Annotated in this window: 13 protein-coding genes; 5 read left to right on the top strand and 8 right to left on the bottom strand. The window is 67.8% G+C overall.

Features of this window, described 5'->3' with window-relative positions; translation table 11 throughout:
• Nucleotides 1–81: 81 nt before the first annotated feature.
• The 3 genes from AC07S4_RS00785 to AC07S4_RS00795 form a co-directional block, all read right to left on the bottom strand.
• Complete coding sequence (locus AC07S4_RS00785; RefSeq protein ID WP_494984782.1) at nucleotides 82–3,639, bottom strand: pectinesterase family protein; 3,558 nt, start codon at nucleotides 3,637–3,639, stop codon at nucleotides 82–84.
• Nucleotides 3,640–3,695: 56 nt separating this feature from the next.
• A complete protein-coding gene (locus tag AC07S4_RS00790) occupies nucleotides 3,696–4,325 on the bottom strand; it encodes a PEP-CTERM sorting domain-containing protein (RefSeq protein ID WP_494984783.1) in 630 nt (209 codons plus the stop codon).
• A 222-nt stretch (nucleotides 4,326–4,547) separates the two neighbouring features.
• Complete coding sequence (locus AC07S4_RS00795; RefSeq protein WP_494984784.1) at nucleotides 4,548–5,504, bottom strand: LysR family transcriptional regulator; 957 nt, start codon at nucleotides 5,502–5,504, stop codon at nucleotides 4,548–4,550.
• Nucleotides 5,505–5,590: 86 nt separating this feature from the next.
• On the opposite strand from AC07S4_RS00795, the gene AC07S4_RS00800 reads away from it, so the two are divergent.
• The 4 genes from AC07S4_RS00800 to AC07S4_RS00815 all read left to right on the top strand — a co-directional run bounded on the left by AC07S4_RS00800 (nucleotide 5,591) and on the right by AC07S4_RS00815 (nucleotide 10,619).
• A complete protein-coding gene (locus tag AC07S4_RS00800) occupies nucleotides 5,591–6,943 on the top strand; it encodes an NAD(P)/FAD-dependent oxidoreductase (protein WP_494984785.1) in 1,353 nt (450 codons plus the stop codon).
• 60 nt (nucleotides 6,944–7,003) lie between these two features.
• Nucleotides 7,004–8,377, top strand: coding sequence for an MATE family efflux transporter (locus AC07S4_RS00805; protein ID WP_494984786.1), 1,374 nt, complete (start codon nucleotides 7,004–7,006; stop codon nucleotides 8,375–8,377).
• 77 nt (nucleotides 8,378–8,454) lie between these two features.
• The gene (locus AC07S4_RS00810) at nucleotides 8,455–9,036 is read left to right on the top strand and encodes a hypothetical protein (protein ID WP_494984787.1); all 582 of its coding nucleotides are present in this window, start codon (nucleotides 8,455–8,457) and stop codon (nucleotides 9,034–9,036) included.
• An 83-nt stretch (nucleotides 9,037–9,119) separates the two neighbouring features.
• Nucleotides 9,120–10,619 (top strand): AMP nucleosidase, encoded by a 1,500-nt coding sequence (locus AC07S4_RS00815; RefSeq protein WP_494984788.1) that lies wholly within the window; start codon nucleotides 9,120–9,122, stop codon nucleotides 10,617–10,619.
• Between the two features lie 171 nt (nucleotides 10,620–10,790).
• Here the strand turns inward: AC07S4_RS00815 and AC07S4_RS00820 are convergent, their stop codons facing one another.
• The gene (locus tag AC07S4_RS00820; protein ID WP_494984789.1) at nucleotides 10,791–12,008 is read right to left on the bottom strand and encodes an MFS transporter; all 1,218 of its coding nucleotides are present in this window, start codon (nucleotides 12,006–12,008) and stop codon (nucleotides 10,791–10,793) included.
• Between the two features lie 10 nt (nucleotides 12,009–12,018).
• The gene (locus AC07S4_RS00825) at nucleotides 12,019–12,648 is read right to left on the bottom strand and encodes a response regulator (RefSeq protein ID WP_494984790.1); all 630 of its coding nucleotides are present in this window, start codon (nucleotides 12,646–12,648) and stop codon (nucleotides 12,019–12,021) included.
• A 111-nt stretch (nucleotides 12,649–12,759) separates the two neighbouring features.
• On the opposite strand from AC07S4_RS00825, the gene AC07S4_RS00830 reads away from it, so the two are divergent.
• Nucleotides 12,760–14,184 (top strand): ATP-binding protein, encoded by a 1,425-nt coding sequence (locus AC07S4_RS00830; protein WP_494984791.1) that lies wholly within the window; start codon nucleotides 12,760–12,762, stop codon nucleotides 14,182–14,184.
• Nucleotide 14,185: 1 nt separating this feature from the next.
• On the opposite strand, the gene AC07S4_RS00835 is transcribed toward AC07S4_RS00830, so the two are convergent.
• From AC07S4_RS00835 to AC07S4_RS00845, 3 genes are all read right to left on the bottom strand, one after another.
• Nucleotides 14,186–14,953 (bottom strand): tetratricopeptide repeat protein, encoded by a 768-nt coding sequence (locus AC07S4_RS00835; protein WP_494984792.1) that lies wholly within the window; start codon nucleotides 14,951–14,953, stop codon nucleotides 14,186–14,188.
• 8 nt (nucleotides 14,954–14,961) lie between these two features.
• Complete coding sequence (locus tag AC07S4_RS00840; RefSeq protein ID WP_494984793.1) at nucleotides 14,962–17,079, bottom strand: bifunctional 2',3'-cyclic-nucleotide 2'-phosphodiesterase/3'-nucleotidase; 2,118 nt, start codon at nucleotides 17,077–17,079, stop codon at nucleotides 14,962–14,964.
• Between the two features lie 97 nt (nucleotides 17,080–17,176).
• On the bottom strand, nucleotides 17,177–17,953 hold the full coding sequence (locus AC07S4_RS00845) for a hypothetical protein (protein WP_494984794.1): 777 nt from the start codon (nucleotides 17,951–17,953) through the stop codon (nucleotides 17,177–17,179).
• Between the last annotated feature and the right edge of the window lie 47 nt (nucleotides 17,954–18,000).

Genomic DNA, 18,000 nt, shown 5'->3' on the forward strand with positions numbered 1-18,000 from the left:
TCAAATTATCATGGCGATGAGCGGGGACTGCGTGCGGAGGGGAGGCCCCCGCACGCAGGTTTACCGCTTACGGCTTACGGCTCAAGGCTGCGGGTCCCAGCCGGCGTTGCTGTTAAAGGCGCTGAACACCAGCGCGCGGGTGGCGAAGCCCGCCGCCACGTCGCCCGCGCCGAGCTGGAAGCCGCCCACGCGCGTGGCCAGGTTCAGTGGATTGCCCGCCAGGTCGGTGGTGCCGAACTCGCGCCAGCCGCTGGCGGCGGTGGGCACGGTGGGGTTGGGCGCGGGCTGGCCGTTCACGCCCAGGCCTGCCCATCCCGCCGGGGCGACATGGCTGTCCATCTTGCAGTTGATGAAGGCGATGTTGTCCCAGGTGGTGGTGCCGCCGGGGCTGCGGGCCAGCCAGGTGGCGCCGTTCGGCACGTCGCCGTGTTGCGGGCCGGGACCGGCGCCGTGCGTCAGGCTGCTGTTCAGGAATACAAAGCCCTTGTCGGTGGCGTTGGGCACGCGCGCCTGCAGCACGTAGCCGCCGCTGGTGGCGCTGGTGGTGTCGCCCACCGAGCGGATTTCGCTTTCCTCGAACAGCGCGGCGCGGCTGCCGCCCCAGATGAAGTCCACATTGCCGGCCACCAGCGAGTGGTAGAACCACGACCAGCCTTTCAGCTGAAGCGTGTCCTGCTCGCTGAGGAAGGCGGCGTTGACGGCGACCAGGCGACCCGCGTCGTTGTTGAAGTATATGGTTTCGGCCTGCGCCGAAATCGAAGACGAGCGCAGCGTGGTGTTGCGGATGGTGAGCGTGTCCAGGCGCAGCATGTCGGAGGTTTCCACCAGCAGCACCGAGCGGCCGCCCGATGGCGCGGCGGCGCCTGATGCCTGGCTGCCGCCGGAGCCGGAGTTCAGCGTGTCGTGGTTGGTGTACTGGATCACCACGCCGTCGCGGCTTTCGCCTTTCAGGGTCACGTTGTCCTTGCCGCGCAGGTAGAGCAGCTCCTGGTAAGTGCCGTTCTTGATCTGGATGGTCACCGGGGCGGCCTTGGTCAGCTCCTTCATGGCGAAGTTCAGCGCCGCTTGCACAGTGTTGAAGTCGCCGCTGCCGTCCGCCGCCACGGTGAGCGTGGCCGCCGCCGCCGGCGGGCCGGAACGGGTGGCGAAGCTCCAGCCGCCCAGCTTGCCGATGCCGAGGAAGGGCGCGCCGCCCAGCGTGCCCACGATGGTGCCGTTGGAGATGGCGACGTAGTATTCATCGCCATAGGCCAGCCGGTTGCTGTGCGGGCGCACCGTCAGCGTGTTGCCGCTGATGGTGACCGGCGTGCTGTTCACCTTGCGGATGGCGGCCTGGCCGGCGTAGCCGATTTCTTCGGTCTCGCCGCTGATCTTGATCACGTCCACCAGCGCGTCGTCTGCCTTGCGGAAGATGCGGATGGTGCCGCCCGAACCCAGTGCGGGCGGGCTGTCGAAGGTCAACTGCAAGGCCGCGTCCACGTTCACGCCGTCCTGCTGCACCGCCGGGCTGGCGATGCCGGCCAGGCCGTAGGTCTGAGTGGGCTGGATGAACTGCGCCGCAATGGTGGCTGCGATGGCGCGCTTGAGCGTGGGATCGGAGTCGCTGGTGACGGTGATGTTGGCCGTGCCCGCGCCCACCGGCGTGATGGTCAGCGTGCCGCCGTTGACGCCCACCGCAACCACGGCAGGGTTGCTGGAGCTGGCGGAGTATTCGTCGGCGGTGCCGTCGGCCTTGACGGCGGTGACGGCCACTTGCAGCGGCGCGTCGCCTGCTTCGGCGGCGTAGGTGGTGCCGGACGGGTTGAGCGTGAGCTGGGCCGGCTTCAGCGCCGGGTCGCCGATGCGCACGTCGTCGATCTGGAAGGACTTGTTGGCCGTGTACAGGCCCACCAGGCCGCGCGCGGCGAAGGAAGTGTCGGTCACGCTGCCCAGCGATTCGCCGTCCAGGTAGACGGTCAGCGTGCTGCCTTTCATTTCAAAGCGCACGGTGTAGAACTGCGCGTCCATGTTGATGGCCTTCTTCACCTGTTTGGGGCGGGTGAGGACGTTGTTCAGCATCTTGGCGATTTCCACCTGCGTGCTGGCGGTGGAGCTTTGCACGTTCAAGCCCGCGCCGTACCAGTTGGTGGCGTTGACGTAGCGCGTGATGAGGTACAGCAGCTTGTTGCCGGTGGTGCCGTTGGTGAGCGGCTTGATGCGCGCTTCCACGAAGTAGTCGCCGCTCGGCACCGAGGCCATGGCCGTGGCCTTGAGCGTGGCGAGCACGCCGCCGGTGCTGGCCGCCGTGTATTGCATCACCTTGTTGGTGCCGGTCGCGGTTTCCGCCTTGACGGAGAAGCTGCCGTTGGCTCCCGCCACTTGCAGCAGGTCCCAGTTGGCGCTGCTGCCGTTCTGGAAGTCGTCGCAGAAGTACAGGCCGGTGGCGGGGCAGGCCAGCGTCAGGCCGGGGTCCACCGAGACGTCGCCGGTGCCGGTGATGGTGGTGGCCAGCTTGCCGCCGCCCGCTTGCGCCAGCGCCATGGCTTTCACCAGCGCCGTGGGGCGCGCGGCGAAGGCGTAGGGCGGCGTCCAGCTCACGCTGTCGGAGATGGTGCAGCCGGCCAGCGGCGCACCGTTGAGCAGCGAGCCGGTGTCCTTGAAGGCGCCGGTGGCGGCGCCGCCGGGGTTCTTCACCACCTGCGCGCAGCTGGTGGTGCCGGCGATTTCGAACACGTTGGCGTTGGACAGGATCTTGGAGTTGTAGCCCGCGCCCACGCTGTATTCATAGCCGTACAGCGGCTCGTCCTTGCTGCCCACGAAGTAGTTGTTGAACAGGTGGACCTGGCCGTAGCGCACGCGAGGCGAGCGGCTTGTGACGTCGCGGAACACGTTGTTGCTGAAGGTGACGCGCAGCTTGCCCTCGTCGGCCGAGGCGCTGTCGCTGGAGCCGATCAGGTTGTTCTTGCGGTGCTGCGTGAAGTAGTTGTACGAAGCCGTCACGTAGTCGGACGCGTTGGTGATGTCCAGCGCGCCGTCGTGGCATTGCTTGACCATGCCGTTTTCAACCGGCAGCAGGTTGTCGGTCATGGCGCCGTCGCTGAAGCTCACGTGGTCCACCCACACGTGGTCGGCGCCGGACAGGGCGATGCCGTCGTAGGCCGAGTTCCAGTTGCCGGTGGAACCGTCGGTCGGGTCCCAGATCGGGCCGACGTCGCAGGGCGCCACGATCTTCAGGTTGCGGATGATGACCTGGGAGATGTTGGTGACCTGGATATGGCCGTTGATGATGCCGGCGTTGGCGCCGTCGCCGATCAGCGTGGTGTTGGGCTTCATGCGGATCACGCCGCGCGCAGCCTGGTCGCCGGTGTTGGCGTAGGGGATGCCCTCGCTCATGTCCACCGTGCCCACCAGTTTGATGATCTTGGGATTGTTGCCGCCGTTGTTCAGCGCGGCGAGCAGCTGCGCGCGGTTGTTCACGGTGTAGATGTAGCTGCTGATGGCGGCGGAACCGCCAGCGGTGCCGCCGGCCTGGCCCGCCCAGCCGTCGGCTGGCGCAGGCTGGCGTGCGGGGTCGACGGCGGCGGCGTTGAGCAATGCGGGCGCCGACGCGGCGAACAGCATCGCAAGGCAAAGCGCGGCCTTGAAACGGAGGTGTCTCATGTGTGCTCCTGTGTCAGGAATCTAATGTAAATGCGTGGACTTCGGGTGCGGTGCGGCTATGCGCGCGGCGCTTTGCGGCGGCGCGCCAGCGCGATGGCGCCGGCTCCCAGCAGCAGTATGGACATGCTGCCCGGCTCCGGCACGGTGGCTTCACGCGCGGCTGCAATGCTCATTTTGACGGGCGTGAAATCTCCGCTCCAGACCAGGGAACTCAGGTCCAGGCTGAGCGTGGTGCCGCCGTTCAGGATGGCGAACTGCGGCATGCCGCTCACCATGCTGGCGTCCAGCACGGAGAAGAGGGCAATGGGAGCGGCCAGCGAGCTGCCGAAATCGAAGCTGAAGCGGTAGTCGCCCGGCCCGAGCGCGGCGCCGGTGTTGTTGTAGATGGACAGCGTGCCGTCGGGCGCGAAGTCGAAGCCGAAGGCCAAGTCGCCGGTGAGGAATTCGACCGTGGTATCGAGCGGGTCGAGGGCGGTCTTGTTGCCGCTGGGCGAGCCGTTGAACAGGTCGTCCAGCCCCAGCATGGCGGCGCCCGAGCCGTTGTAGCTGCCTGTGATGACAGCCCCTTGCAGCGGCAGGACGGTGGCGTGCGCGCAGGCGGGGAGGGCCAATGCGCAGAATGTTCCGAAGGCGGCGGCCGAAGCGATAGCGGTGCGCGCCAGTGTCTCCCATGTTCTTTTTTTCATGTGTGCTCCTGGATTGTGGGACAGCAGGGATGATGCGGCGTCCGGACGTGCCGGCGCGCCATGGGGACACCTCGCGTGTCCGGTGCCGTTTTGACGAGGGCGGGGGAAGAGCGTGCCGAGGTCTCTGCGGGGAGAACTTGCATGTTGCACTTTTGCTCAATTGATTCTACTTTGGCCTGACCAATATATCAAGGCGGACGGACCAAATTCCTTGCGGCAACATTAACGGCTATTGCCGCCCGGACGTTTGTGTTTGCGGTAGAACGATTCCAGCTCGGCGCCGATCAATTCCTGGCCGGAGGTGACCATGAAGTCCTGGAAGGCGGCGGCGATGCGGGGCAGGGGCTGGTCCACCAGGTGCATCACGTGCCAGTCGCCTTCCACCGGGCTTTCCTTCATCGGCAGGATGCCGATCAGGCCGGACTCGAACTCCAGCGCGCAGGCGTGCACCGACACGAAGCCCACGCCCAGTCCGGCCGCCACCATGCTCTTGATCGCCTCGTTGCTCGACACTTCGGAGCCGAAGTGCAGCGTGTGGCCCGCCTCCTTGAACACGCGCTCCACCGTGGTGCGCGTGCCCGAGCCGCGCTCGCGCACCAGCAGGTTGGCCTGCACCACGTCTTCCATGGTGACGCGCTTCTTGCGCATCAGCGGATGCCGCGGGCTGGCCACGAAAGCCATGGGGTGATGCGCAAAGCGCGTGGCGTGGATGCGGAATTCGCGCGGCGGCGTGCCCATGATGGCCAGGTCGATCTCCTTGCGGGACAGCATGGCGACGATCTCGCTGCGGTTGCCCACGTTCAGCTTGAGGCGCACGTTGGGGCGTTCGGTGGTGAACTTCACCAGCATGGACGGCAGCAGGTGTTCCGCCGTGAGCACTGCGCCTATTCGCAGCGTGCCGCTGCTCACGCCCTGCAGCTCGCCCAGCTCGTCGCCGGCCTGTTCCCACAGCTGCAGGATGCGCTCGGAAAACTGCAGCAGCACTTCGCCCGCCGCGGTGAGCTGGATGTTGCGTCCGGCCTTGCGTGTGAGCGCAGTGCCGGCCAGTTCCTCCAGCGCGCGCAGCTGCGCCGATATCGCCGGCTGGGTGACGTGCATCTCCTCCGCCGCGCGCGACACGCTCTCATGCCTGCCCACCAGGACCAGCGCCTGGAGCTGTCGGAAACTCGCGTGATACATAAGCTATTCCTTATCAATCAGTAGAAATAAGTAATTTTTGTTTTCCATTCGGCGGGACTATATTAACAGTCAGAAGGAGGGACATCATGCAAACCATCGTTATCGTAGGCGGAGGCGCAGGCGGCCTGGAACTGGCAACCCGGCTGGGAGATACCCTGGGCCGCAAAGGGCAGGCGCGGGTGATACTCATCGACCGTTCACCCACCCATTTCTGGAAACCGCTGCTGCACACGGTCGCTTCCGGCAAGCGCGATCCGCAGGTCTACCAGATTGAATATCCGGCGCAGGCTGCGGCGCACGGCTTCACCTTCATGCACGCCGAGCTGCGTTCGGTGGACCGCGCGGCGCGCACGCTGGAACTGGCGCCGTGCCTGTCGGACGAGGAGGGCGGCGCGCCCGCCGTGCGCGTGCAGGGCTACACCACGCTGGTGCTGGCGCTGGGCGCCGTGACCAATTTCTACGGCGTGCCGGGCGCGGCGGAGCATGTCTGCACGCTGGACAATGTGCGCGAGGCCAAGGGCTTCTACCGCCGCTTCTTCGGCGCCTGCGTGCGGGCCAGCGAGGGCGCTGGCGGGGAGGGCGCTGCGGAAGGCAGCGCCGTGAATGTGGTGATCGTGGGCGGCGGCGCCACCGGCGTGGAGCTGGCGGCCGAACTGGGCTACAGCGCCCGCGCGCTGGCCAAGTACAAGATCCACACGCTGGACCCGGCGCGCGACGTGCGCATCACCATACTGGAACGCGGTCCGCGCCTGCTGCCGCACCTGCCGCTGGAACAGTCGGCGCGCGCGGAAGCGTATCTGAGATCGCGCGGCATCGAGATCTGCACAGGCACCGGCGTGACGCAAGTGGAAGCGGACCGCGTGCATGTGGGGGAGGGCGCGGTGCGTCCCGCCAGCCTGACCTTGTGGGCGGCCGGCGTGGAAGGCCCCGCCATCGTCGGCACGCTGGGACTGCCGCTGAGCCGCATGCGGCAGATCATGGTGAAGGCCACGCTGCAATCGGTGGACGATCCCAACGTGTTCGCCATCGGCGACTGCGCCAGCTTTGTCTGCCCGGTGAAAGGCGCCGCGCCGCCGCGCGCGCAGGTGGCGCACCAGCAGGCCGTGTTTTTAGCCAATGCCTTGGCCAATGCGTCGGCCAAGGCATTGGCCGCGCCGCACGCCGGCGAGGACGGCAAGCACGCCGCCCATCCGCTGCCCGAGTTCAGCTACCGCGACTACGGCTCGCTGGTATCGCTCGGCCCTGTCGCGGCGGTGGGCGTGTTGCTGGGCGGCGCCTTCGGCAGCAAGCTGCCGGTCAGCGGCGGCTTCGCCCACCTGCTGTACGGCCTGATGTACCAGAAGCACTTGATGGCCCTGCACGGCTTCATCCGCGCCGCAGCCGTCACCCTGGCCGACTGGCTGCGAAAACGGATCTCGCCTTCAGTCAAGCTGCATTGAGCCAATGTGAGCGATAACATTTTGCCTGCGTAGGGGACGGAAAATCGCTATCATGGCGGCATGACTACCGCCGCCGCTTCCCGTCCTCATATTTTTACCCTCGCCTGGCCCCTGCTGATTGAACTGTTCCTTGCCGTGGTGGCGGGCGTGGCCGGAACTGCGCTGGCGGCGCGCTTGTCCGATACCTACGGCGCCGCCTTCGCAATCGCCAACAGTATTTCAGTGACCTTGTTCATGCTGTTCCGCATAGTCGGCTCCGGCATCGGCGTGGTCATTACGCAGAACCTGGGCGGCGGACGGCGCGACATGGCGGACAAGGTGGCGCTGGCGATGCTCGGCGCCAGCACCTGGCTGGGCGCGTTCACCGCACTGCTGGCCTTCGGCGGCGCGCGCTGGCTGCTCGGCCTCATGCACGCCCCGGCCGACGTGCTGCCGCTGGCCACGCCCTTTTTGCAAGCGCTGGCCGCCGCCATGCTGTTCGACGCCTGGAACGCCTCCATGGCCAGCGTGATGCGCGCCCACCTGCGCACGCGCGACACGCTGGCGGTGCTGGCCGTCATGCACGTGAGCCATTTGGCGCTGGCCGTGCCGCTGATGTACGGCTGGGGGCCGCTGCCTGCCCTGGGCCTGCCCGGCTTCGCCTTCGCGCTGCTGATCAGCCGCGTGCTCGGCCTGGTGCTGCACCTGATGCTGTGGCGCCGCCACCTGGACATCCATCCCGTGGCCAGCGACTGGTGGAAGCTGCGCCGCGCCGAACTGGCGGCCGTGCTGCATATCGGCGTGCCTGCGGCGGCGGAAAACATCTCGTGGCGGCTGGCCTTCATGGCCAGCATGGCGGTGGCGGGCACGCTGGGCGCGCAGTCGCTGGCCACGCTCGCCTATGTGCACCAGGTGGGCGGCGTGGTGGTGATGTTCAGCCTCGCCACCGCCTTCGCGGTTGAAATCATGGTCGGCCACATGATAGGGGCGGGCGAGCTGCGCGAGGCGCACGGCCTGGTGCGCGGCGCGCTTGGACGCGGGCTGGTTATCAGCGGCGTCATCTCGGGCTGCGTGGCGCTGGCCGGCCCCTGGCTGCTGCGCTGCTTCACGCAGGACCCGCTCATCATCAGGAACGGCGCCGTGCTGCTGTGGATCGCGGTGCTGCTGGAGCTGGGCCGCACCTTCAACCTGGTGGTCATCAACGCGCTGCGCGCAGCGGGCGATGCGCGCTACCCGGTGCTGGCGGGCGCGGCGTCGATGGCCCTTGTGATGGCGGGCGGCAGCTGGCTGCTGGGTATCTACTTCGGCCTTGGCCTGGTGGGCCTGTGGATAGCCTACTCCGCCGACGAATGGATACGCGGCCTGATGATGTGGCGGCGCTGGTCGGTGCATGCCTGGGTGCCGCATGCGCGCGCCACGCGCCGCCGCTTGCGAGCAAAAGATCCGTCGGCGTGATTATTTGTGACTTTTGAGCGCTTAAAAAACGTCACAATACCGGCTTTGCCCGCAAGCGGGCGTGGACCGGGATTGCCGTGGACGAGAACTGCTCGAAAGGACTGCCAGGAAAGCACAGGCCAGGGCGTGCAGCCCGCGCCGCGCGCGCCGGCCTGGCATTGCTGGCCGCCGTGCTGGCCGCCGCCCTGGCGGCGGGCTGCTCGCGCAGCGAACGCTGGCAGGAGCAGGTGCTGCTGGCCAGCGGCCAGGTCATCCTGGTGGAGCGCGAGAGCAGCGACCATTCCGCTTCGATGCGCTTCGCCATTCCCGGCCGTCCGGGCGAGATCGCCGAATGGCATTCGCTGCACGACGGCGGTCCCTGGCAGCTGGAGAACCCGGTAGCGCTGGAGATGGAAAACGGCGCGCCGGTGGTGTTCACCGTGGTCTCCACCTCGCCCGGCTGCCGCCTGTTCACCAAGTACGTCGGCACCGGCGCCGGCTGGCGCGAAGAAGTACTGCCGGACCGCTTCAAGGGCCGCGACATGAATCTCTTCATCCGCAGCGGCCTGGCCGTGGGCGACGTGGTCACGCTGGACCACAAGCGCCGCGAAAGCAGCGCCATCTCCTACTCGCGCTCCCTGCGCTTCCTCGGTCCGGCGGACAAGGCTTGCGGCCATTAAATGAAATGCTGCACCGCAGCGTAAACGTCGATACAATAGAGCTGAAGAATCAAGCCTGGATTCATTAGCAAAGGAGATCGACCATGCAGAACCGTCCCTTCATCGCGCCCGCGCTGTTCAACGACCCGGACGCCGCGCTGGCCCAGGTCCAGGCGCTCTACGACGGCAGCATACGGCATCTGCGTGAATCGCTGCAGCGCTTCGTCGACGGCGAAACGCCGGACGAGCATGTGCGCGCCTGCTACCCCTACGTGAGGGTGCACACCGATACCGTGGCGCGCGCCGATTCGCGCCTGTCCTACGGCTTCGTGGCCGGCCCCGGCACCTACGAAACCACGCTCACCCGTCCCGACCTGTTCGCGCGCTACTACCGCGAGCAATTCAGGCTGCTGCTGAAGAACCACGGCAACCGCCAGCAAGTGCAGCTGGAAGTGGGCATGAGCGCGCAGCCGATACCCATCCATTTCTCCTTCGCCGAGAACGACCACATTGAAGGCAGCATGAGCGCCGACCGCCGTCTGCTGATGCGCGACGTGTTCGACCTGCCCAACCTGGCCGCCATGGACGACGGCATCGCCAACGGCACGCACGAGGCGCCGTTCGGCGAGTCGCAGCCGCTGGCGCTGTTCACCGCGCCGCGCGTGGACTACTCGCTGCAGCGCCTGCGCCACTACACCGGCACCTTGCCCGCCTACTTCCAGAAGTTCGTGCTGTTCACGAACTACCAGTTCTATATCGACGAATTCATCAAGCTGGGCCACGAGATCATGGGCCGCTCCGCGCAGGGCGAGGACGACTACGTGGCCTTTGTGGAGCCGGGCAACCTGGTGCTGCGCCGCGCCGGCGCGCCGTCCGAGCCGGGCGACGAACTGGGCTCGCCTTTACCGCGCCTGCCGCAGATGCCGGGCTACCACCTGGTGCGCAAGGACGGCAGCGGCATCAGCATGGTCAATATCGGCGTGGGTCCGGCCAACGCCAAGACCATCACCGACCATATCGCGGTGCTGCGTCCGCACGCCTGGCTGATGCTGGGCCACTGCGCCGGCCTGCGCAATACGCAGGAGCTGGGCGACTACGTGCTGGCGCACGGCTATGTGCGTGAGGACCATGTGCTGGATGAAGACCTGCCGCTGTGGGTGCCCATCCCGCCGCTGGCCGAGGTGCAGGTGGCGATCGAGGCCGCCGTGGCCGAGGTGACCAAGCTGACCGGGCATGACCTCAAGCGCGTGATGCGAACGGGGACCGTGGCCAGCACCGACAACCGCAACTGGGAGCTGCTGCCGCAGCGCACGCCGGAGCGGCGCTTCAGCCAAAGCCGCGCGGTGGCGCTGGACATGGAAAGCGCCACTATCGCCGCCAACGGCTTCCGCTTCCGCGTGCCTTACGGGACGCTGCTGTGCGTGAGCGACAAGCCCATGCACGGCGAGATCAAGCTGCCCGGCATGGCCAATGCGTTCTACCGCGAGCGGGTGGACCAGCATCTGCGCATCGGCATCCGCGCGGTGGAGATGCTGCGCGAACTGGGCGTGGACAAGCTGCACAGCCGCAAGCTGCGCAGCTTTGCCGAGGTGGCGTTCCAGTAAGCTTGGCGGGTTACGGCTGCGCCTAACCCGCCCTACGGCTATGCACTAACGATAATGGTAGGGCGGGTTAGCGCCGCAGGCGCGTAACCCGCCGGAGCCCGCGAGTACTTCTGGTCCTGAGTCCAGCGCCGCCGCGATTGCCGATGCGCCAGCCACTATTGCTGCCGCCTGTCAGGACTGGGGCGTTGCGCGGATGGCGAGCAGGTAGAAGGCCAGCGAGGCCAGGGCGGCGGCGAGCAGCACCAGCGGCAGGATGGCGGGGGCGGCGAACTGCACCAGCCCGGCCACGGCCAGCGGCCCGGCGGCGCGCGCGATCAGCGCGGGGCCGGCCAGCGCGCCGGAGATGGCGCCGTAGTGGCGGCGGCCGAACATGGTCTGCGGGATGGTGCCGCGCACGATGGTGAGGATGCCATTGCTCATGCCGTACATCATGCAGAACAGCGCGGCGGCCCAGGCGTGGCTGCCGAACAGCAGCAGCGCGAGCAGGGCGGCTGGCAGGCTGCAGAAGGTGATCTTGCCTATGGTGCGCGGCAGCGCATTGCGGCCTATCGTCATCTCGCCGATGCGGCCCGCCACCTGCATGGGGCCGACCAGCGCGGCCAGCCACACCGCCAGCGTTGCAGCGTGGCCGTATTGCTGCAGCAGCGGTATCAGGTGCACGGACAGCGCCGAAAAGATGAAGCTGTTGGCGGAAAAGGCGAAGGCCAGCTTCCAGAAGGCCGGGTGGCGGATGGCTTCCTGCAGCGAGTGCTCGCGCGGGCCGGATTGCAGCGCAGGCGCAGGCTCGGTCGGCGTGGCCGGCGCCGTTGCGGCTGAATGCGGCGGCAGTTGCTTGCCGGACGGGAGCAGCAAATGCAGAGGGAAGCTGAGGACAAGCTGCGCTGCTGCGTAAATCAGGCAGGTGGCGCGCCAGCCGGCGTGCGCGTCCAGGTATTGCGTCAGCGGCCACGACACGGTGCTGGCGAAGCCGCCGAACAGGGTGAGCGTGGAGATGGCTTTGCGGCTGTCCATGCCGAACTGGCGGTTGATGGTGGCGAAGGCCGCTTCATACATGGTCATGGCCATGGCGCATCCGAGCACGGTCCAGGCGGCGTAGTAGGCCGGCAGGCTGTGCACCTGGCTAAGCAGGGCGAAGCCCGCCGCGCCCAGCAGCGAGCCGGCGCCCATCATGCCGCGCCCGCCGTGCCGGTCCAGCAGCGCGCCGATGGGCGTGGCGGCCAGGCCGGACACCAGCAAGCTCCAGGAGAACGCGCCCACCACGGCTTCGCCGCGCCAGCCCATCTCGCGCTGGATTTCGGGCGCAAGGATGGCGATGGCGTAGTACAGCGCGCCCCAGGACATGATCTGCGTGCAGGCCAGGATGGCGAGGGTCTTCCAGCGTTGCGGCATGCGGCGGGCCTTAAAGTTCGATAATGCCGCGCCGGATGGCGATGGTGACGGCGTGGGTGCGGTCGTTGGCGCCCAGCTTGGCCAGCAGCCCGCTCATGTGGGCTTTCACGGTTTCCTCGGCGATGCCCAGCTCCGCCGCCACGCGCCGGTTGGAATTGCCCAGCGCGACCAGGCGCAGCACGCCGATCTCGCGCGCCGTCAGGGCATCGGCGGCGAAGTAGGCGGCCATTTCGGCGGCGATCTCGGGCGGGATGTGCTGCTGGCCGGCGTGGACCTTGCGTATCGTGTCCAGCAGGTCGGCGCGCAGCATGCTTTTCAGCAGATAGCCCGCCGCACCGGCCTTCAGCGCGCGCAGCACCTGCACGTCGCCCTTGTAGGTGGTGAGCACGATGATGCGGGCCAGCGGATCGCCCGCGCGGATGGCGGTGATGGCGTCCAGGCCGTTCATGACCGGCATTTGCAGGTCCATCAGCGTCACGTCCGGGCGGTGCTGGCGGTACAGCTCCACCGCCTGCGCGCCGTTTTCGGCCTGCGCCACCAGCGTTATGCCGGCGCCGTGTTCAAGCACGGCCGCCAGCCCCTCGCGCAGCAAGGGATGGTCGTCGGCGACGAGAACTCGGATGGATTCGGGGCTGTTCACGGCTTAATGATTCGTAAAATGCAAGATTTTACACGAGACAAGCAAATTTAGCGTTTGGTATACCCCAATCGGGGGTAGGGCATTGTGCGCTGCGGCGTTACGCTGCTTTGCATGGATACATTGCTGGAACAGGAATCTGAGCCCCTCGCCTTCGGCCGCTATACGCTGCTGCCGGGACGGGGCGAGCTGCAGGCGGCCGGCGGCAGCCCCGTCGCTCTCGGCCCGCGCGCCACGGCGGTGCTGACGGCGCTGATCGCCGCGCGCGGCAGCGTGCTGAGCCAGAGCAGCCTGCTGGCGCATGCCTGGCCCGGCCAGGATATCCACGCCAGCAATTTGCGGGTGCAGATTGCTGCGCTGCGCAAGGCATTGGGCGAGGACCGTGACCTGATCGGCACCGTGGCGGGGCGCGGCTATGTATTCACCGGCCGCATGAACGCCGTGTCTCCCGCCGCGCCGGACAGCCGCATGATACGGCCCTGCACCGGCCAGTTGCCCTTGCCGATGGCCGAGCTGATAGGCCGCGAGGCGCAATTGCAGGATGCGCTGGCGCGGCTGGAACACTGCCGCCTGCTCACGCTGGCCGGCCCCGGCGGCATCGGCAAGACCCAGCTGGCGCTGGCGCTGGCGCACCGCACGGCCGCCTTGGCGGCGGGCAGCGTGGCCTGGGCCGAGCTGGCCGATCTGCGCGACGGCTGCGGCGAACAGGACGTGGCGAAAGCGGTGGCCTGCGCGCTGGGGCTGGGGGCCGCCGCCGGAGTGGGCGCCGGCCTGCATGTTCCGGCCACGCTGGCGTCCTATATCGGCGGGCAGCCCATGCTGCTGGTGCTGGACAATTGCGAACACGTGGCCGACTCGGTGGCGGCGTTGGTGGAAGTGCTGCAGCAGCGCTGTCCGCAATTGCGCCTGCTGGCCACCAGCCGCCAGCCCTTGCTGGCTGCGGGAGAAACGGTGTGGCGCGTGCCGCCGCTGGCCGTGCCCGGTCCGGATGTGGTGGACGGCGCGCACCTGCTGCAATACAGCGCGGTGCAGCTGTTCGTGGCGCGGGTGCGTGCGGCGGACGGCGGCTTTTGCCCGGCGCCGCGCGTGGCGGCGCAGATTGCGGCGATATGCAGAAGGCTGGAAGGGCTGCCGCTGGCGATAGAGCTGGCTGCGGCCTGCGTGCCTGCGCTGGGCGTGGAGCAGACCGCCGCCGGCCTGGACGACATGCTGCGGCTGCTGCGCCGTGGGCGCCGCAACGCGCCGGTGCGGCACCAGTCCATGCGCGCCGCGCTGGACTGGAGCTACGCCTTGCTGGCGGAGCCGATGCGCTGCGCCTTGCTGCACCTGGCAACGCTTCCGGATGGGTTTACGCTGGAGGGGGCGGTGGCGGCATTGGCGCCGCAGGGTTTGTCCCCGTTTGAGGCGATCGATGCGCTGGCGGGGTTGGTGGCGCATTCGCTGGCGCAGGTGGACCACAGCGGCACGCCGCCGCGCTACCGCCTGTCCACCACCACGCGGGCCTACGCGCTGGAGTTGCGCGGCGGCGGGGAAGGCTGACTCAGTACCGGTTCCAGTTATTGCGCCGGTGCTCGGACGCCTCCTTGAGCAAATGGCCGGCGCGCTGCGCGTCGTCGTTCTGCACGGCCAGCGCCATGTCTTGCAGCGCCGGCGGATACTCATGCTCGGCCGCTTCCTCCAGCAATTTCAGGCCTTTGCGCTCGTCGCGCTGCACGCCCACGCCGTAGCGGTAGGCGTTGGACAGCAAGAACATCGCATGCGCATTGCCCAGCTCACTGGCCACCGCCAGCCATTGCACCGACACCGCCGCGTCCTTGCGCACGCCTTCGCCGTTGGCCGCCATCTGCCCCAGCGTGAGCGCCGCCTTGGCGTGCCCGCCTTCGGCCGCCTGCCGATACCAGGGCCAGGCGCGCTCCGGCTGCCCGGCCTGCGCCGGCGCGCCTGCGCGCAGCAGCTCGCCCAGCTGGAAGGCCGCTTCCACGTCCCCCGCGCGCGCCGCGTGCTCCAGCAGCTGCCGCGCCGCGCCCAGGCGCTCCGGCTGCTTGCGGTACAGCGTGCCCAGCTCGCGCTCGGCCACCGGCAGGCCCTGCCGCGCCCAGCGTTGCAGCTGCTGGCGCGCTTCGGGACTGCCGGTCTGCGCCGCCGACATGGCCGCCGCCTCTATCTGCGCGGAGGAGGGCGGCGCGTCCGGCCCGACGGCCGACCGGCTTGCCCCCGCCGCCGGCGCGGCGGCGCCGTGCATGCTCCACGCCAGCACCGCGCCCGCCAGCACCACCGATGCACCCGCCAGCAGATGTGTGCTTTTCATGGCGGGTTTCACTTGCTCAGGTCCACCGTGTACTTGGCGAAGCCGCTGGCATCCAGGCCGCCTTCGGCCGTCACGCCCGCCAGGCCGCTGGCCCTGGCCTGCGCCAGGTGGCCCGGCGCCGAGCGCAGGATCACCGGACCGGCCGTCGCCACCTTGACGAAGCTCCAGCTGCGCGCGCTGCCGTTGGCCGCCAGCGTGACCTTGCCGCTGCTCTTGCCCAGCGCCTGCAGGTAGTTGCTCACCACGGTCTGGTTGGCATCCGGCGACTTGATGATGGTCTTGCTGCCGTCGATGCCGGGCACCGCGCCGCCGCCGCCTGCGCGGTAGTCGTTGGTGGCCACGATGAAGTCGTCCCCGTCCGCCACGGCCTTGCCTTTGTAGGTCAGGCCGACGATGCGGCTGCCGCCCGGCTTGGTCACGTCGATCTGGTACTTCAGCTCGTTGTTCTCGGCGTAGAACACGTCGTAGTTGTAGATGGTGCCGTAGCTGGGCACCAGGTCCTGCTCGGCGGTCTTGGCCGGGTCGATCTGGCCGAACTGGCGCGCCGCCGTTTCCAGCCAGGCTTTCAGGTCCGAACCCTTGATCTTCACCGCCTGCAGGTTGTTATTGCTGTACAGGTAAAGGTCGCCCGGATTGCGCACCTGCAGGCCCACCGGCGCTGCCGCGCTGGCGCCCGGCGCCACGTCGGTGAAGTCCGAAGGACCGTTGCGGCCGGCCTTGAACGGCGCGCTGCATGAGATCACGGGAATGGACTTGTAGCCGGCCAGCGTGGCGTCCGTGCTGGTGGCGATGAAGTTCTTCACGTAGTCGATCTGCGCCTGGTTCACCAGCTGGATGGCGCTCACGTCGCCGGCCAGCGCGAAGTAGGCCGACATCTGGAAGTCCGTGCTCACGCCCAGCGGCTGCTTGGCGTAGGCGATGGTGGCGGCGTGCTCGCTGGCCACTTGCGCGGCGATGGCAGGGTCGGCGTTCACATTGGTCACGCCGTCGGTGTATTTGAAGCCGCGCGACTCCACCGTGGTCTTGCCCGGCTGGACCACCCACTTGTTGCCCTGGTAGACCAGGTCCATCTTGATGATGCCCAGGCGGCGTCCCCAGCTCTGCGCCATCACCGTGGGCACGCCGTTGACGAAGCCCTTCACGCCGTCCACATTGGCGCTGGCGGGCAGCGCGGTGAAGGATGGGTCCAGCGCGGCGGCGCCGCTCTCTTTCCCTTTCGGGAAGATCAGGTGCGAGTGGCCTATCATCAGCGCGTCGATGTCCATGCCGGGCGCGGTCAGGTGGTAGCTGGCGTTCTCCATTTTCGGGCTGTAGGTGCTGGCGTCGAGGCCGCCGTGCGACAGCGCCACCACCAGGTCGGCGCCTTTGCCGCGCAGCTCGGGCACATATTTGCGCGCCGCTTCCACCGCGCCGTTCACGGCCACTTTGCCGGCCAGGTTCTTCTGGTCCCATTCCAGGATCTGCGGCGGCACAAAGCTCATCACGCCGATATTGAGCTTCACGCTCACAGGCTTGCCGTCCGGGCCGGCGCCCTTGAATTCGCGCGCCAGCAGGCTGTAAGGCGAGAAGATGGGCTTGCCGCTGGCCACGCCGTCCACATTGGTCAGCACCAGCGGGAAGGCGGGGGCGCCGCAGTTGCCGGCCGGTTTGCTCACGCCGGGCACGCCGAATTCGGTGTTGGTCACCTGGCTCAGATAGGGCAGGCCGTAGTTGAATTCGTGGTTGCCCATGCCGCCCGCGTCGAACTTCATCGCGTTCATGGCCTTGTGGATGGCCAGCGTGGCGCTGCACGGCACCGGCGTGGTGACGGCCTGCAGGTCGCCCAGCAGCGTGCCCTGTATGGTGTCGCCGTTGTCGAGCAGGATGTTGTTGGGGAACTCGGCGCGCGCCGCCTGCACCAGCGTGGAGGTGCGTTCCACGCCCAGCGAGGTGTCCTCGGACAGCGAGTAATAGTTGTAGCTCATGACGTTGGTGTGCAGGTCGGTGGTCTCCAGCAGGGCCAGCGTGACGGTGGTGCCTTCGGCGTAGGCCGGCGCCGCAGGGGCGGGCGGCGCGTCCCCGTTGTTGGAACAGCCGGCCAAACCCGCCGCAGCCAGCGCTGCCAGCAATACCTTGTTCTTTGTCATTGCAGTGATTCCGTCAGTTGATAACGGCGCGACTCTACATTGATCAGGTGACAACAGCGTGACAGCAGCGTAACCCGAGCGTGACCCGGGCGGCCCGCTAGCGCGGCCTGCACGGCTCCAGCGCGATGCCGTAGCGGGCCGCCACTGCGCGCCACTGCAAGTCGCAGGGCAGGGCGGCCAGGGCGGCATTCAGGCTGGCGAGCAAGTCCTTGCGGTGCGGGCCGACAAACAGGCGCCGCGTGAACGGCGCCACGCCCGGCTCGGGCACGGCTTCCAGATGTCCTGCGAACTCCGGTTCGGCCGCCATGGTGCCATAGAGCAGGCGGTTCATCTGCGTGAAATCGATACGGCCGGCGGCGAGTTTCAGCAGATTGCTGCGCTCGCCGTTGGTGTCCTGGCGCGTGATCTGGCCGGCCGCCAGCTGGCGTTCGATATAGCCGTAGCGGTTGCCCAGCACGCCGCCGAAGCGCAGGCCCTTCAGGTCGTCCCCCGCGCTGAGCTGCGGCGGCGCGGCGCCGGCGTGGAACACCAGGACGTTGTAATCTTGAAACACCGGCTGGCTCCAGAGGAAGCGCGGCTGCTCCACGCTGTCCACAAAGGCGGGCGCCAGCAGCAGGCCCACGCCGTCGAAGGCCTGGGCGTCGCGCAGATGGGTCAGGACCAGGCGCTGGCGCGGCAGGTTCACCAGCAGCAACTGGTACTTGCCTGCCAGCTGCACATTCAGGCGTGCCACCAGCTCGGCGGCCAGCCCGCCGCCGCCGTCGCGCACGAAAGGCGGGGACAGATAGGTGTTGTAAGCCTCCACCTGCTGCTCGGTGGCGCAGGCCTGGTTGGCACACAGCAGTAAGGCAAGGGCAAGCAGCGTCAATCTCATGCAGCCAGTATACTTCTGTAGTCTTGCAGTCCCTGATACCAAAAACG

It is taken from the genome of Pseudoduganella sp. GW821-FHT05F09 (assembly GCF_059419605.1).

What these genes read in the sequence shown, in the direction of transcription:
- AC07S4_RS00805 (WP_494984786.1), top strand. Translation starts at nt 7,004, where the DNA reads ATGACTACCGCCGCCGCTTCCCGTCCTCATATTTTTACCCTCGCCTGG.
- AC07S4_RS00815 (WP_494984788.1), top strand. Translation starts at nt 9,120, where the DNA reads ATGCAGAACCGTCCCTTCATCGCGCCCGCGCTGTTCAACGACCCGGAC.
- AC07S4_RS00790 (WP_494984783.1), bottom strand. Translation starts at nt 4,325, where the DNA reads ATGAAAAAAAGAACATGGGAGACACTGGCGCGCACCGCTATCGCTTCG.
- AC07S4_RS00840 (WP_494984793.1), bottom strand. Translation starts at nt 17,079, where the DNA reads ATGACAAAGAACAAGGTATTGCTGGCAGCGCTGGCTGCGGCGGGTTTG.
- AC07S4_RS00835 (WP_494984792.1), bottom strand. Translation starts at nt 14,953, where the DNA reads ATGAAAAGCACACATCTGCTGGCGGGTGCATCGGTGGTGCTGGCGGGC.
- AC07S4_RS00795 (WP_494984784.1), bottom strand. Translation starts at nt 5,504, where the DNA reads ATGTATCACGCGAGTTTCCGACAGCTCCAGGCGCTGGTCCTGGTGGGC.
- AC07S4_RS00800 (WP_494984785.1), top strand. Translation starts at nt 5,591, where the DNA reads ATGCAAACCATCGTTATCGTAGGCGGAGGCGCAGGCGGCCTGGAACTG.
- AC07S4_RS00820 (WP_494984789.1), bottom strand. Translation starts at nt 12,008, where the DNA reads ATGCCGCAACGCTGGAAGACCCTCGCCATCCTGGCCTGCACGCAGATC.
- AC07S4_RS00785 (WP_494984782.1), bottom strand. Translation starts at nt 3,639, where the DNA reads ATGAGACACCTCCGTTTCAAGGCCGCGCTTTGCCTTGCGATGCTGTTC.
- AC07S4_RS00830 (WP_494984791.1), top strand. Translation starts at nt 12,760, where the DNA reads ATGGATACATTGCTGGAACAGGAATCTGAGCCCCTCGCCTTCGGCCGC.
- AC07S4_RS00845 (WP_494984794.1), bottom strand. Translation starts at nt 17,953, where the DNA reads ATGAGATTGACGCTGCTTGCCCTTGCCTTACTGCTGTGTGCCAACCAG.